The organism is Polaromonas sp. CG_23.6 (assembly GCF_029892315.1).
Classification (GTDB): Bacteria; Pseudomonadota; Gammaproteobacteria; order Burkholderiales; family Burkholderiaceae_C; genus Polaromonas.
The window spans coordinates 1945409-1960307 of the sequence record NZ_JARXUY010000001.1; the positions used below are offsets into that span (position 1 = coordinate 1945409).

Consider the following 14899-nt stretch of genomic DNA (forward strand, 5'->3'; position numbering starts at 1 on the left):
CTTGAAACGCCTAAAATGAGTCTCATGTGCGATGCAATCGGTTTTGGATTCATATATCGGAGCAGTCCTTGAATAATCAGTGGTTTTCTAAAGTAGCAATCTGGCTTGTCATTGCTATGGTGCTTTTCACCGTGTTCAAGCAATTCGACACACGCGCCGGCACCGGCTCCAATTACTTGGGTTACTCCGAGTTTCTTGAAGAGGTGCGTGGCAAGCGCATCAGGACGGCAACTATCGCCGAAGGTCAGGGAGGCACTGAAATCGCCGCCACAACCATCGATGACCGCAAAATCCGCACTACGGCCACCTACCTTGACCGTGGCTTGATTGGCGATTTGATCGCCAACGATGTGAAGTTTGACGTCAAGGCGCGCGAAGAAAGCTCCTTGCTGATGACGCTCCTCGTCAGTTGGGGTCCCATGCTGCTGCTGATCGGGGTGTGGGTGTACTTCATGCGACAAATGCAAGGCGGCGGCAAGGGCGGGGCCTTCAGTTTTGGTAAATCCAAGGCACGCATGCTGGATGAATCCACCAACACCGTGACATTTGCTGACGTGGCAGGCTGCGACGAGGCAAAGGAAGAAGTCAAGGAGGTGGTCGATTTCCTGAAGGATCCGGCCAAGTTCCAGAAACTAGGCGGTCGCATTCCCCGTGGTTTGCTTTTGGTTGGCCCTCCGGGCACTGGTAAAACCTTGCTCGCCAAGGGTATTGCCGGTGAAGCCAAGGTTCCGTTTTTCTCGATTTCCGGTTCCGACTTCGTTGAGATGTTCGTTGGCGTGGGCGCCGCCCGGGTTCGCGACATGTTTGACAATGCCAAGAAAAATGCGCCTTGCATCATCTTCATTGACGAGATTGACGCCGTTGGCCGCCAGCGTGGTGCCGGTGTCGGTGGTGGCAATGATGAGCGCGAGCAGACCTTGAACCAGATGCTGGTTGAGATGGATGGTTTTGAAACCAATGTAGGTGTGATCGTCGTGGCGGCCACCAACCGCCCCGATATTCTGGACGCTGCCTTGCTCCGTCCCGGTCGTTTTGACCGCCAGGTGTATGTCACGCTGCCCGACATTCGCGGCCGCGAACAGATCCTTAATGTCCACATGCGCAAAGTCCCGCTGGGACAGGACGTGAATGCCAGTGTGATTGCCCGCGGTACCCCTGGCATGTCGGGGGCCGATCTGGCCAACCTGTGCAACGAAGCGGCTTTGATGGCCGCGCGTCGCAGTGCCCGCACTGTGGAGATGCAGGACTTTGAAAAAGCCAAGGACAAGATCCTGATGGGTCCCGAGCGCAAGAGCATGGTTATGCCTGAGGAAGAGCGTCGAAATACGGCTTACCATGAGTCTGGCCATGCTTTGCTCGGCAAAATGCTGCCAAAGTGCGATCCAGTCCATAAGGTCACCATTATTCCGCGTGGCCGCGCCCTGGGGGTCACAATGAGTCTCCCGGCGCAGGATCGCTACAGCTACGACCGCGAATACATGCTGAGCCAGATCAGCATGCTGTTCGGTGGCCGTATCGCTGAAGAAGTGTTCATGAACCAGATGACCACTGGCGCCAGCAACGATTTCGAGCGGGCTACCGGATTGGCAAGGGACATGGTGACGCGCTACGGTATGACCGATGCGCTCGGCCCCATGGTTTATGCGGAGAACGAAGGCGAAGTGTTTTTGGGCCGTTCTGTGACCAAGACCAACAACATGAGTGAAGCCACGCTGCAAAAAGTCGATAACGAAGTGCGCCGCATCATTGATCAGCAATACAGCTTGGCGCGCAAAATCATCGAAGACAACAAGGACAAGATGCACGCGATGGCCAAGGCTTTGCTGGAATGGGAAACCATCGACGTTGAGCAGATGGACGATATCATGGCCGGCAAGGAGCCGCGTCCTCCCAAAGACTGGACGCCACGCAATCCTTCCGTTGGCAGCGGGGGCTCTGGCCCGAGTGGTGGCAGTCCAGCGGTTACAACTGACCCGGCCCCTAACGCCGCCTGATCTAGACCCTTCAGTTCGCCAGATATTCTGAAAACCGGGGCCAGTCCCCGGTTTTTCTTTGGGCCTGTTGTTATCGTTATGCCCCATTTAATCGTTCAATCCGTAGTCACCCGCAAGGACCTTTCGTGATCTGGCAAACCGCGCGTTTTCAGTTGGACCTGTCGCAACCTCGCGTCATGGGCATTGTCAATGTCACGCCAGATTCATTTTCTGACGGCGCAAACTATTCCTTTGCTACTGATAATTTGTCGGTCGTGTTGGCCCATTGCGAAAAGTTGGTTCGGGATGGCGCGGACCTGTTGGACATCGGCGGCGAATCCACGCGTCCTGGCGCCTTGCCAGTGCCGCTGGAGCAGGAACTGGCCCGTGTGCTGCCGGTGGTTCGCCATGCCGTCACGCTGGGCGTGCCGGTTTCAGTGGACACCTACAAGCCCGAAGTCATGCGCGCCGTGCTCGATCTTGGGGCCGACATCATCAATGACATCTGGGCGCTTCGTCAGCCAGGAGCTCTTGAAGCTGTGGCGGCGCATGCGTCTTGTGGTGTCTGCCTGATGCACATGCATCGCGAGCCGCAAACCATGCAGGCAACGCCCATGCAGGGTGACGTGGTTCCTCAGGTTTTCTTGTTTCTGAAGGAGGCAGCACAAACCTTGCAAACGCTCGGGGTCGAAAAATCCCGTATCGTGCTGGATCCGGGCATTGGTTTTGGAAAAACAGTGGAGCAGAATTTTGTCCTGCTGGCACGCCAGCATGAATTGCTGGCAGCCGGCTATCCGCTGCTCGCGGGTTGGTCACGTAAATCATCGCTGGCCGCGGTCTGTGATGATCTGGCAACAGCTTCACCTCAGGGGCGCATGATTCCAAGCGTAGCCGCCGCCTTGCTCTCCATTGAACGCGGCGCACATATCGTGCGAGTTCATGACGTGCGGGAAACCGTGCAAGTATTGAAAGTCTGGAAAGCTGCCAGCCCATAGGACAATGCGCTTGGCACATGACGCATGATTGTTGCAGTGCACAAAAAATGGCAGTCGTTTGGTCCAAGCTCAAAAGACGGCCATAAAATCAGTGCCAAGTCGTGCTCTTAATGGGCTGAATACTGCACCACAACGTCAATAAACCACAACACCCATGACAAGAAAATACTTTGGCACCGATGGCATCCGCGGCACGGTCGGACAGGCGCCCATCACGCCTGATTTCGTACTTCGTCTCGCCCATGCAGTAGGACGCGTACTGCGCAGAACCGAAACGCGCCCGACTGTGCTGATCGGCAAGGACACCCGGATTTCAGGCTACATGCTGGAAAGTGCGCTGGAGTCCGGTTTCAATTCCGCTGGTGTTGACGTGGTGCTGCTTGGGCCCTTGCCAACGCCCGGTGTCGCCTACCTGACGCGGGCGCAACGTGCCAGCCTGGGCGTGGTGATCAGTGCCAGCCACAACCCCTTTGCCGACAACGGCATCAAGTTTTTCAGCGCCCACGGTACCAAGCTCAATGACGAATGGGAGTCCGCGGTGGAAGCCGCACTTGATGAGCCGCCGGTCTGGGCAGATTCAGCGTCATTGGGAAAAACCCGTCGGCTTGACGATGCTGCCGGACGCTACATTGAATTTTGCAAAAGCACTTTTGCCCACGACTTGACGCTCAAAGGCTTGAAGATTGTGGTCGACGGCGCACACGGGGCGGCCTACCACATTGCCCCCATGGTGTTTCATGAATTAGGTGCCGAGGTGATTGCCATCGGCTGCGCGCCCGATGGCCTGAACATCAACGATGGTTTCGGTGCAACCCATCCAGACGCACTGGTGGCTGCGGTGCTCGCCAATAAGGCTGACTACGGCATTGCACTCGACGGCGATGCTGACCGGCTGCAGGTAGTCGATGCCGAAGGCCGTCTTTTCAACGGCGACGAAGTGCTGTTTCTGATGGTTAACGAGCGTCTTGCGCGCGGCGAAAAAGTTCCGGGCACTGTCGGTACCCTGATGACCAATATGGCTGTGGAATTGGCGTTAAAAGCCAAAGGTCTGGAATTTGTGCGTGCCAAGGTTGGCGACCGCTATGTGCTTGAAGAACTTGAAAAGCGTGGCTGGCTGCTAGGCGGCGAGGGTTCCGGCCATTTGCTGGCACTGGACAAGCACACCACCGGCGATGGCCTGATCAGCGCACTTCAGGTGCTGCAGGCCTGCGTGCGCAGCCAGCAGACGCTTTCTGAACTGCTGTCCGATGTGGTACTGTTCCCGCAGACCCTGATCAATGTGCGGCTCAAGCCTGGTCAGAATTGGAAAGACAGTGCAGAACTGGCGACGCACACTGAAGCGGTACGGGTTGAACTGGGCGATACCGGTCGTATCCTGATCCGGGCCAGTGGCACAGAACCGTTGCTGCGTGTGATGGTGGAAGCACGCGATGCCGAGCAAGCCAGGGCTTGTGCTGAGCGGGTCGCCAACACAATACGGTCTTGAGCCGGATTGCGAGGAGAAATTTTAAGAAAAGAATGATTTCTCGCAATGCCATCAACAAGCTATAGCTATTAAATAAATAGCAATTTTCAAAGTGGTAACGGGGAATCAGAAACAGATTCCTGACAGTTAAATCGTCATTTCTCCTTCAATACCGCAATCAGCGGACACTTCACCCGACCGCTTGTAGTGCGGCAACGCTCGACAATCGTTTTCAGAGCCTCCTCGATTCTTTGCAAATCGGCAAGCCGCACTCGCACGTCTGTCAGTTTATGCTCGGCCTTCTCGCGCGCTTCGGCGCACTGTGACCCATCCTCAAGTTGGAGCAAGTCTGCGATCTCATCCAGACTGAAACCCAATCGCTGGGCGGACTTGATGAAGCGCACGCGGGCCAGAGCTGCGCTGCTGTAACGACGAATACCACCCAATGGACGGTCAGGCTCCAGCATCAGACCTTTGCGCTGGTAGAAGCGGATCGTCTCTACATTGACGCCGGCGGCATCGGCCAGGACGCCGATGGTGCGTGTTTTGGATGGTTCATTCATGGTGCTTGACTCCGTACTTGAGTACGGAGATAAGCTTACAGCATGAAAAAAGATTTATCAGCTGAATCTTCACGTGATGGCGGGCAAGGTGCGTTGCTGAGCGGCGGTCTGGCGGCCATCCTGGCCTCCACGTGCTGCCTCGGGCCCTTGGTGCTCCTCACGCTTGGTGTATCAGGTGCGTGGATCAGCAACCTGACCTTGCTCGAACCCTATCAGCCGATTTTCATTGGTGCGGCAGTCGTGTCGCTGTACTTCGCGTATCTGCGTATCTGGCGACCCGCAGCAAACTGTGCGCCGGGCCAGGTCTGCGCACTACGGCACATCAACCGCCGCTACAAGGTCTTGTTCTGGGCCGTGGTCATGCTGGTGTTCATTGCACTTGCGTTTCCGCTAGCCGCCCCCTGGTTTTATTGAAACGGCAACATGAAAAAAATATTTACGCTGGTCATGCTGGCCACACTGACCTCGTCTTTGTGGGCAGCCACGCAATCGGTCACGCTATTTATGCCGGACATGAACTGTGCGGCTTGCCCGATCACCGTCAAGATGGCCTTGGGCAAGGTGTCTGGCGTTGGCAAGACGGAGGTGAATTTAGAGCGGCGCGAGGCGAAGGTGACGTTCGACGATGCGAAAACGAACGTCGATGTACTCACCCGTGCCACCAAGAACGCTGGTTATCCCTCGACTGTGGTGGGTGCTGCCAAGTGACCATTGTTATGACGGAATCCACACTGACCTGTCCTGAGTGTGGACATGCCAAGTCCGAGACGATGCCCACCGATGCTTGTCAGTGGTTTTATGAGTGCGAGCAATGCCATGCGGTGCTCAAACCAAAGTCGGGTGACTGTTGTGTCTACTGCTCGTACGGCTCGGTGTCGTGTCCGCCAATTCAAGAGCGCGGCAAAGGCAGTTGTAGCAGCGGTAGCTGATCAGCCCGGTACCCCCGCCGAGTCCACAGCTGACCGTGCTGTTCAGCCAGCGATGGAAGGGCGCTCCCCCATTGCTGCACGCCATCGAAGCAGATGTTCCAGATCTCCTGCGGGTTTGAGCCGGACCACCCGCGCAAAGTCCAGTGCCACCACCGCCGTGATGTCTGCAATGCTGAACTGGTTTGCAGCGATGAAATCGCGCCCAGCCAATTGTTTGTTCAGAGTCAAAAAGAATTGCTCAACCCGGGCCAGACCACGCTGACCCAGTTCAGGAATTTGCGGATAGTCCACCGGACCTGGCAGGGCGCGATTCACCATGGCAGGGCTGCTGTTGCGAAATGCGTCGGCTACTGCCAGCAGGCCTTCAAACTCGACCCGCCACTGCCAGCTGGCGATTTCCGCCTTGTCTTGCGGCGTGCGGCCCATCAATGGTGGCTCAGGGTGAAGCGCTTCAAGGTAAGCGGCAATGGCGGCATTGTCGGTAAGCAATGAGCCTTCTTCTGTTCGCAGCGCAGGCACGGTGCACTGCGGGTTAATCTGGCGGTAAGCCTCGCCCATGTGTTCGGTGCCACGCAGATCGATCTCCACAGTTTCATGAGACATGCCTTTTTCAGCCAAAAAGATCCGGGCGCGGCGCGGGCTGGGTGCGGTGGCGCAGTCGTACAGGGTAATCATGGTTTGTCCTCCGTGGAAGGGGCGACTTTGTCCTGGGTCTGGGTTTCAAAGTCGCTGCCCTCGTGGCGTTCGAACAGCTGGCTTGAAGGCTCCCCCCAGGTTCGGTTGACCTTTCGACCTCGCTGCACGGCGGGACGCAACGCAATCTCGTCAGTCCAGCGCAGCACATGCTTGTACTCCTGCACGCCGAGGAACTCCCCTGCCTCGTAAAGAAGGCCCTTGACCAGCGTGCCGTACCAAGGCCAAACTGCAATGTCAGCGATGGTGTAGTCGTCGCCTGCCAGGAAACGGTGCTTTGCCAGCTGACGGTCCAGCACATCAAGCTGGCGTTTGACTTCCATGGCGAAGCGGTTGATGGGGTATTCAAACTTGGCCGGTGCGTAGGCGTAGAAGTGGCCAAAACCTCCTCCCAGAAAGGGCGCACTGCCCATTTGCCAGAACAGCCAGGACAAGCACTCGGCTCGTGCTGCGCCGCTTGCGGGCAAAAAGGCGCCAAACTTCTCGGCCAGGTACTGCAGGATGGCACCAGACTCGAACACCCGAACCGGTGTTTCACCACTGTGGTCCATCAAGGCCGGAATTTTTGAGTTGGGGTTGGCGCCAACAAAGCCACTGCCAAACTGGTCACCTTCATCGATACGGATCAGCCATGCATCGTACTCGGCGCCGCTGTGTCCAAGTGCCAGCAACTCTTCCAGCATGATCGTTACCTTGACGCCGTTCGGCGTGGCCAGTGAATAAAGCTGCAACGGGTGGCGTCCCAGTGGCCGGTCCTTGTCATGTGTGGCACCCGCCACAGGCCGGTTGATGTTGGCAAACTTGCCGCCGCTTTCTTTGTCCCAGGTCCAGACCTTGGGAGGGATGTACTCGTTTGCACTGGTCATTGGATAGCCTTGGTAACGTCGCGCAATTTGCTGCGCAGGATTTGTATGAAAAGATAATAGTACCAAAATTCTGGTACGATCGGTCCAGAATTTATGAAAAGGTATGCTGACGATGGCACGACAATTGGAGTTTGATCGTGGTGAAGCACTCACCCGGGCTGTTGATGCTTTCTGGAAAATGGGCTATGGGGCATTGCCTGCGCTTGAAATTGCGCAGGCAATGGGCGTTGCAAAGTCATCTTTGTACAACACGTTTGGTTCAAAGAAAAACCTGTTCATTGAATCGTTAAAGCACTATGCCGACGATCAGCGATCGAAGGTTTGTGCCGGCTCCAAAAGTGAAAATGTGGCAGTGCTGCTGCGCCAGATATTGCGAGAGGCAGCGTCCGATAACAACGCGGGGCGAGGCTGCTTGCTGGTGAATACGGCCGCTGAATTCGGGGCACGTGACAGCGAAGTACGTCAACACGTCAAGGCTGGTTTCGACGGGATGAGGGATGCTTTTTCGACCCTCATCCGCGCCGGGCAGGGCGCAGGCCATTTCAACACTGACGTGGACCCGTACCGGTACGCCATCATCCTCGTGACCGGCATTGCAGGCCTGCGCGTTCTTGCTAAAAGCGGATTTTCAGGGGTTGATCTCGATCCAGCTATTGAAAATATGGTGCATGGATTGGCGCTCTAATTTTTTTATTTAATTTGGACTGATCGGTCCAATATTTTTTTCTTTTTCCATTTTTTTAGGAGCTATCAATGCGTAACATTGCAAAACTTTCTCTTTCTCCCACCAGCCTCGAGACCGCGCAAGGCCGGACCAAAGAAGTGCTGGAGGCTGGCAAGAAATCGGCCGGCGGCATTCCCAACATGTACGCTGGAATGGCCAATTCGCCTGCGCTTCTGGACGGTTATCTTCATGGCTATCAACTTTTTCGTGACGAGTCCGGCTTCACCCCTGCTGAACAGGAACTCGTATTCCTGAGCATTGCCCGCGTCAATGAGTGCACCTATTGCGTTGCAGCGCACAGTTTCATAGCGGCTGCTGTTTCCAAGACGCCTGCTCAAGCCGTTCAGGCCGTTCGCGACGATGCGCCATTGGAAGATGCGAAGCTGGCAGCATTGAACCAATTCACGCAGACAATGGTTTCCTCGCGCGGAAAACCAACACCGCAGGAACTGTCGGATTTTTTGAACGCCGGCTATACCGAAAAAAACGTTCTCGACATTATTCTGGCAATTGCAGTCAAGACGATCAGCAATTATTCAAATCACGTGCTGCACACACCGGTTGACGCCATGTTCAAGGCACAAGTCTGGGCACCAAAGGTTTAAACAGGCTTGGCAGTCAAGCCCCGTCCAAGGCGGGTCTTCTTCAATTTGGCATCTTCATCAAGACAGGTGACTGCCAAACCATTGAGCACTCAGGTTGCTGCAGGCAACTTCTCCGCTTACTTGCGCGGGACCGTAGGATCGTGTTTCATCTTGCCCATGAACAGGCGAAGAAAGAACACGCCCATGCCCATCATGAAGACAATGCCGAGGATGCTCATCAAACCGTAGTCAGTTGAAAACAGGTCAGTCAGCAGTTTCATGGCGGTCACTCCCTTTGTTGTTTGGACTATTGCCTGTTAGCTACAGGCTCATGCTGATCCAGGTTAACAGTGGGTGGTTAAGGGCGAATTTCAGAGGCAGAAGGTTAATTTGCTGTGCAGTGCTGGCAAAAAAGCGGCACGGTCAAGCCTATGGCCGCGTGGCTGTGCATCTGATTTCGAATTGCTTTGAAAACGGAATCTGGCCAGAAGGCAAAAATTTCACCGCAACATTGGCGGCGGCCTTCAGCGGCTGCGCTTTCGCTTTATGTATCAAACAGGCCGCCAGCGCAATATTTGCCTGCGCAAGAAGCTATTTAAAACATAGCAAAAGAATCAGGATGGACCCGCTGGAATCAACGTTTAGTGCCCAGTGCCGCCAGCATCATTGGTCTGCTGCCCACCCGCCGCCCAGCGACTGGATCAGCGCCACTGCCGTCGTCTGGCGGTCGGCCATGGCTTGAACCAGTGCGCGGCGGGCGCTCAGTGCCGTGGCTTGGGCGGTGATGACTTCGGTGTAGCTGACCTGGCCGCTGCGGTAGCGGTTCAGCACCTGCTGCTCGACCTGGTCGGCGGATTTCGACGCCTGGCGCCGCAAATCCTGCTGGGTCAGCAGGACGCGGGTGGCCGCCAGTTGGTCTTCCACCCCCTGAAACGCGGTCAGTACGGTTTGCCGGTAACGCGCCACGGCCTGCGCATGCGCCGCTTCGCTGCCTTCGACCCGTGCGGTGGTGGCGCCGGCATTGAACAAGGTCTGCGCTGCCGACAAGCCCAGCGACCAGACACTGGTGGAAGCGCTGAACAGGTCGGCCACGCGGCTGGCGCCGAATCCATACGACGCACCCAGCGGCAGGTTGGGGTAATAGGCGCTTCTCGCAATCCCGATCTGTTCGTTGGCCACGGCCACGCGGCGTTCAGCCGCAGCAATGTCGGGGCGGCGTTGCAGCAGGGTGGATGGCACGCCGGTCGGCACTTCGGGCACCGATGGATTCCACGCGGCCGGCGTGAGCGAAAAATTACCCGGCGCTTCGCCCACCAGCACGGCGATGGCGTGTTCAAGCTGTGCGCGCTGGCGCACCAGCCCGGCATCGTCCGCCTGCGCATTGGCCAGCTGGGTCTGCGATTGCAGCACGTCGGTTTTGGCCGCAATGCCGGCGGCGTAGCGATTTTGGGTGATCTCCAGCGTGCGCCGGAACCCGGTCAGCGTGTTTTCCAGCAACGCTTTTTGTGCATCCACCTGGCGCAGCGTGAGGTAGTTGATCGCCAGTTCGCCTTGTGCCGACAGCCGGGCCGACGCCAGGTCGGCGGCGCTGGCCTGGGCGCTGGCCGAGGCACTGTCCACCGCGCGCTCCAATCGGCCCCAGACATCGGGCTCCCAGCTCGCGCCGATGCTGGCACTGAAGCTGTTGCCGGTGCGCCCGCCGCTGACGCTGGTGGAATTGTTGCCCGAACTGCTGTGCGAGCGGTTGGCGCCGCCATTCAGCGTGACGGAGGGAAACATCGAGGCCCGTTGCTCGCGCACCAGTGAGCGCGCCTTCGCATAAGCGCCCACGGCTGCCGCGACGTTCTGGTTCGACACTTCGACCCGCGCGGCCAGCTGGTCGAGCACCGGGTCGCCAAACAGGGACCACCATGGCCCGCGTTCCAGCGCATCGGCGGGGGCTGCACGCTCCCAGCCTGCAGCTTCCTTGTAGGCGCTGATGTCCGGCGTGGAAGGGCGCCGGTAATCGGGCCCGATGGCGCAGCCGCTGACCGCTAAAACCAGTGCGGCAACCGTCAGCAGATGAAAAGGCAGTTTTGAAGGCATGGGCGACTTGGTGAATTCGTCATTCCGGCCTTTGCGGGAACGAGGGTTGCGGGGCGGGGTGTGACAAGGTGGGCACAGGATTTTTCCATGCGGTTTTCGGTCCGCTGGCCCTCACCCCAGCCCCCTCCCAGAGGGCGCAAGAGGATAAGGCGCCGTATCGGTCATGTCTGCCGGACCGTGCGGATGTCGGCTCAGGTGGCGTTCCGAGGGGCTGCGGTGGCGCAGCTTGTCGAGCAGCACATACACCACCGGCGTGCTCAAGAGCGTCAGCAGCTGGCTGGCAATCAGCCCGCCAATGATGGTGATGCCCAGCGGCCGGCGCAGCTCCGCCCCTTCGCCAAAGCCGATGGCCAGCGGCAGCGCGCCCAGGATGGCGGCCATGGTGGTCATCAGGATGGGCCGGAAACGCAGCAAGCAAGCCTCGCGCACCGCCTGCACGGCTGTCAAGCCGCGCGCGCGTTCGGCGTCCAGCGCAAAGTCGATGATCAAAATGGCGTTTTTCTTGACAATGCCGATCAGCAAAAAGATGCCGATCAACGCGATGATCGACAGGTCCATCTTGAACAGCAGCAGCGCCAGCAGCGCGCCCACGCCAGCCGACGGCAGTGTGGAAATGACCGTCAGCGGGTGGATCAGGCTTTCGTACAGGATGCCGAGCACGATGTAGATCACCACCAGCGCTGCCAGGATCAGCAGCGGTTGTTCATTTTGCGACTGCTGCGCGCTGAGCGCCGTGCCCGAAAAACTGCCGCGCACATTGTTGGGCAGGCCGATCGCCGCCTCCGCTGCCTGGACGGCGGCCTGCGCATCACTGAGCGTGCTGCCGGTGGCCAGGTTGTAGGAAATCGTGGTGGAAAGCTCGCCGTCTTCATGGCTGATTGATGCCGGCGCCGAATTTTCGCTGAAGCTGGCAATCGCCGACAGCGGCACCATGGTGGTGACAGTGGTGCTCAGCGCCTGGCCGGCAGACGGGTCGCGCAGGGCAGGGTTCGCGATGGATGTGCCGGTAAGCGCTGCATTTTTTGCTGGCACATAGATGTCCTTGAGCGCCTCGGGACTGCCGATGTAGCGTGGCGCGACCTGCATGATGACCTTGTACTGGTTCATCTCGCCGTAGATCGTCGCGACCTGCCGCTGGCCGAAGGCGTTGTACAGCGCGTTGTCGACATCGCGCGAACTCACGCCAAGCCGCGCGGCGCTTTCCTTGTCCACGGTGACCATGGTTTCGACGCCGTTTTCTTCCTGGTCGGTGTCCACGTCGGTCAGCGCGGTCGACAGCTTCAACTGGTCGGCCAGCCGCGTTGCCCATCGTTTGAGATCGGCGGTGTTGTCGCTTTTCAGCGTGTACTGGTAGGTGGAATTGCTCTGCCGCCCGCCGCCGCGCAGGTCTTGTACCGGGTTCAGGAACAGCGTGACGCCGGTGACCTGCGCCAGTTTCGGACGCAGCCGCGCAATCACCGCCTGGCCTGACTCGCTGCGCTGCGCCACCGGCTTGAGGTTGATGAACATGAAGCCACCCCCGGCGCGCGAGCCACCGGTAAAACCGACCACGGTGTCGACCGCCGGATCGGCGCGGATGGTGTCCACCAGCTGCTTGAGCTTGCTTTGCATCGCCTGGAAGGAGATGCTGCGGTCAGCGCGTAAAAAGCCGTTGATCTGGCCGGTGTCCTGCTGCGGAAAAAAACCCTTGGGCGCGGCGATGTACAGGTAGACATTCAGCCCGATCACGGCCAGCAGGATCAGCATGACGAGCAATTTGGCCGAAAGCGCCCAGTCCAGTGCGGTTTCATAGCTCTTGAGCAGGCGATTGAAGGCGCTTTCAAAAGCGCGTGCCAAGCGTCCCGGCGGCTTGTTGTCGGCATGCGGCTTGAGCAGCCAGGCGCACATCATCGGCGTGGTGGTGAGCGAGATGACCAGCGAGATCATGACAGCTGCCGACAGCGTGACGGCGAACTCGCGGAACAGCCGGCCGATCTGCCCGCCCATGAACAGCAGCGGAATGAACACCGCCACCAGCGACAGGCTGATCGACAGCACGGTGAATCCGACCTCGCGCGCGCCCAGCAGCGCCGCCTTGAAGCGGTCCATGCCGGCTTCGATGTGGCGGCTGGTGTTTTCCAGCACCACGATGGCGTCATCGACGACAAAGCCGGTGGCAACCGTAAGCGCCATCAGGCTCAGGTTGTTCAGGCTGAAACCCATCAGGTACATCACACCGAAAGTACCCAGCAGCGACACCACGGTGGCGACGGCTGGAATGAAGGTGGCGCGCACGCTGCGCAAAAAGGCGCTGACCACCAGCACCACCAGCGCAATCGAGATCAGCAGCGTGACCTCGATTTCGTGCAGCGAGGCGCGGATCGAGTTGGTGCTGTCGGACGCCACCTGCACATCCACGTCCGGCGGCAATTGCGCCCGCAACTCGGGCAGCAGCGCGCGCACGCCGTCTACCGTGGCAATCACGTTGGCATCGGGCTGGCGCGTGACCAGCACGACGACCGCTGGCTGGCCATTGAACAGGCCCAGCGTGTTGGTGTTTTCCACGCCGTTGCTGACCTCCGCCACGTCGCTCAGGCGAATCGCCGCACCGTTGCGCCAAGCGACGATCAGCCCCCGGTAGTCGGCCGCGCGCAGTCCTCCCAATGCGGTGTTGCCGACAGCATAGATTTGCAGTCGCTGGCCGTTGCCTTCAATCGCGCCGCGCGGCCGGTTGGCGTTGGCCGCCTGCAGTGCGGCACGAACGTCTTCCATGCTGACGCCGTAGCGGTTCAGGGCGAAGGGCAGCAGCTCGACGCGCACGGCGGGCAGCGAGCCGCCGCCGAGTTCGACATCGCCAACACCCGGCACCTGGGCGATTTTTTGCTGCACCAGGCTGGACACCTCGTCGTAGATTTCGCCTGGAGAGCGGTTCTTGGAGGTCAGCGCCAGGATGATGATGGGTGAAGACGCGGGATTGGCCTTGCGGTAGGTCGGGTTGCTGCGCAGCGTGGCAGGCAAGTCGGCGCGCGAGGCGTTGATGGCGGCCTGCACTTCACGGGCGGCCGAGTCGATCTTGCGGTTCAGTTCGAACTGCAGGCTGATGCGGGTCGAGCCTGCGCCGCTGCTGGAGGTCATTTCGTTGACGCCGGCGATCACGCCCAGGCGCCTTTCGAGCGGCGTGGCGACGCTGCTGGCCATGGTGGCGGGGCTGGCGCCGGGCAGGGAGGCGCTGACCGAGATGACGGGAAAATCGACCTGGGGCAGTGGGGAGACGGGCAGGACGAAGAAGGCGCCTATGCCGGCCAGGGCGATGGCGATGGTCAGCAGGACGGTGGCGATGGGGCGCCTGACGAAGGGTTCGGACAGGTTCATGGTGTTGCGCCTGTCGATGGCGTTGCCTTGTTTTCGTGTTGGATTAGCTTGGCTGAGGCCGGCTGGCCGGGGGTTGCCCGGCGGCAACTCACTTTTCTTTGCTTCGCCAAAGAAAAGTAAGCAAAAGAAAGGCGACCCGGCTGTCTGGGTCCCTTCGCTTCGCTACGGGCAACCTGTAATGAGCGACAAAAGCGGGGGTCCGCGCAAACTCGCCTGCGGCTCAAACAGCGCGCGGCCCTGATCCCGCTTTTGCCGCTCATCACAGGCCCAGCCAGAACGGGACTGGCGGGAGCGGATGCGGATGCGGGTGCGGGTGCAAGAACCCGTGTCTGTGCATAAATAGTGCCACTTCCGCACGTAAAGACTGTGCAATTAGCTATCCAATTAATAGCGTCTTGAGCTAAGGGAGGCTGAAATTGCAAAAGTGCCTGTTTCAAATGTCTGTCATTGCGGGCTTGACCCGCAATCCATGGCCCCGAATTCATGGATGCCGGATCAAGCCCGGCATGACATGAAGACATCGGAATTGTCTGCCTCCCCAAAGCCTGAACGCGGTGGCTGTTTGGCTGTTCTGCTGTTCGGATTTCATTTCCCGCCTGTCCCGTTCTGTCTGGGCCTGTGATGACCTGAAAAAACGGGATCAGGGCGGCGCGCTGTTTGAGCGCAACGCA

General features: G+C 58.8%; 14 protein-coding genes. 8 read left to right on the forward strand and 6 right to left on the reverse strand.

The features are described from left to right. Positions 1 to 68 precede the first annotated feature (68 nt). From ftsH to glmM, 3 genes are all read left to right on the forward strand, one after another. Positions 69 to 1994, forward strand: coding sequence for an ATP-dependent zinc metalloprotease FtsH (gene ftsH, locus H4V98_RS09195; RefSeq protein WP_196862777.1), 1926 nt, complete (start codon positions 69 to 71; stop codon positions 1992 to 1994). 125 nt (positions 1995 to 2119) lie between these two features. Continuing rightward, on the forward strand, positions 2120 to 2968 hold the full coding sequence (gene folP / locus H4V98_RS09200) for a dihydropteroate synthase (protein ID WP_196862776.1): 849 nt from the start codon (positions 2120 to 2122) through the stop codon (positions 2966 to 2968). Positions 2969 to 3122: 154 nt separating this feature from the next. Next, positions 3123 to 4454 (forward strand): phosphoglucosamine mutase, encoded by a 1332-nt coding sequence (gene glmM / locus H4V98_RS09205; protein WP_196862775.1) that lies wholly within the window; start codon positions 3123 to 3125, stop codon positions 4452 to 4454. Between the two features lie 134 nt (positions 4455 to 4588). Here glmM and merR read toward each other — a convergent pair whose 3' ends face one another. Then, a complete protein-coding gene (merR, locus tag H4V98_RS09210) occupies positions 4589 to 4996 on the reverse strand; it encodes an Hg(II)-responsive transcriptional regulator (RefSeq protein WP_196862774.1) in 408 nt (135 codons plus the stop codon). A gap of 42 nt (positions 4997 to 5038) precedes the next feature. Here merR and merT point away from each other — a divergent pair, with 42 nt between their 5' ends. Genes merT through H4V98_RS09225 form a run of 3 tightly spaced genes read left to right on the forward strand, consistent with a single transcriptional unit; the run spans position 5039 to position 5925 of the window. Beyond that, a complete protein-coding gene (gene merT / locus H4V98_RS09215; RefSeq protein WP_196862773.1) occupies positions 5039 to 5410 on the forward strand; it encodes a mercuric ion transporter MerT in 372 nt (123 codons plus the stop codon). 9 nt (positions 5411 to 5419) lie between these two features. Then, the gene (merP, locus tag H4V98_RS09220; protein ID WP_196862772.1) at positions 5420 to 5704 is read left to right on the forward strand and encodes a mercury resistance system periplasmic binding protein MerP; all 285 of its coding nucleotides are present in this window, start codon (positions 5420 to 5422) and stop codon (positions 5702 to 5704) included. Continuing rightward, positions 5701 to 5925 carry a GDCCVxC domain-containing (seleno)protein gene (locus tag H4V98_RS09225; RefSeq protein WP_280757463.1) on the forward strand — a complete coding sequence of 75 codons (225 nt, stop codon included), beginning with the start codon at positions 5701 to 5703 and terminating at the stop codon, positions 5923 to 5925. The genes merP and H4V98_RS09225 overlap by 4 nt, the downstream gene beginning before the upstream one ends. A 42-nt stretch (positions 5926 to 5967) precedes the next feature. Here the strand turns inward: H4V98_RS09225 and H4V98_RS09230 are convergent, their stop codons facing one another. Together H4V98_RS09230 and yghU are read right to left on the reverse strand one after the other, a co-directional pair. After that, positions 5968 to 6600, reverse strand: coding sequence for a glutathione S-transferase (locus H4V98_RS09230; RefSeq protein WP_196862771.1), 633 nt, complete (start codon positions 6598 to 6600; stop codon positions 5968 to 5970). After that, positions 6597 to 7484, reverse strand: coding sequence for a glutathione-dependent disulfide-bond oxidoreductase (yghU, locus tag H4V98_RS09235; RefSeq protein WP_196862770.1), 888 nt, complete (start codon positions 7482 to 7484; stop codon positions 6597 to 6599). Before yghU ends, H4V98_RS09230 begins: the two co-directional genes overlap by 4 nt. Positions 7485 to 7587: 103 nt before the next feature. On the opposite strand from yghU, the gene H4V98_RS09240 reads away from it, so the two are divergent. Both H4V98_RS09240 and H4V98_RS09245 read left to right on the forward strand, forming a co-directional pair. Continuing rightward, complete coding sequence (locus H4V98_RS09240; RefSeq protein WP_196862769.1) at positions 7588 to 8169, forward strand: TetR/AcrR family transcriptional regulator; 582 nt, start codon at positions 7588 to 7590, stop codon at positions 8167 to 8169. Positions 8170 to 8237: 68 nt separating this feature from the next. Continuing rightward, positions 8238 to 8813 (forward strand): carboxymuconolactone decarboxylase family protein, encoded by a 576-nt coding sequence (locus H4V98_RS09245; protein ID WP_196862768.1) that lies wholly within the window; start codon positions 8238 to 8240, stop codon positions 8811 to 8813. 116 nt (positions 8814 to 8929) lie between these two features. Here the strand turns inward: H4V98_RS09245 and H4V98_RS09250 are convergent, their stop codons facing one another. The 3 genes from H4V98_RS09250 to H4V98_RS09260 all read right to left on the reverse strand — a co-directional run bounded on the left by H4V98_RS09250 (position 8930) and on the right by H4V98_RS09260 (position 14228). Further along, complete coding sequence (locus H4V98_RS09250) at positions 8930 to 9073, reverse strand: DUF3149 domain-containing protein (RefSeq protein ID WP_196862767.1); 144 nt, start codon at positions 9071 to 9073, stop codon at positions 8930 to 8932. A gap of 382 nt (positions 9074 to 9455) precedes the next feature. Continuing rightward, positions 9456 to 10877 carry an efflux transporter outer membrane subunit gene (locus tag H4V98_RS09255; RefSeq protein WP_280757464.1) on the reverse strand — a complete coding sequence of 474 codons (1422 nt, stop codon included), beginning with the start codon at positions 10875 to 10877 and terminating at the stop codon, positions 9456 to 9458. A gap of 111 nt (positions 10878 to 10988) precedes the next feature. Continuing rightward, positions 10989 to 14228: an efflux RND transporter permease subunit gene (locus tag H4V98_RS09260; protein ID WP_196862765.1), complete on the reverse strand. Its 3240-nt coding sequence runs from the start codon at positions 14226 to 14228 to the stop codon at positions 10989 to 10991. Positions 14229 to 14899 lie beyond the last annotated feature (671 nt).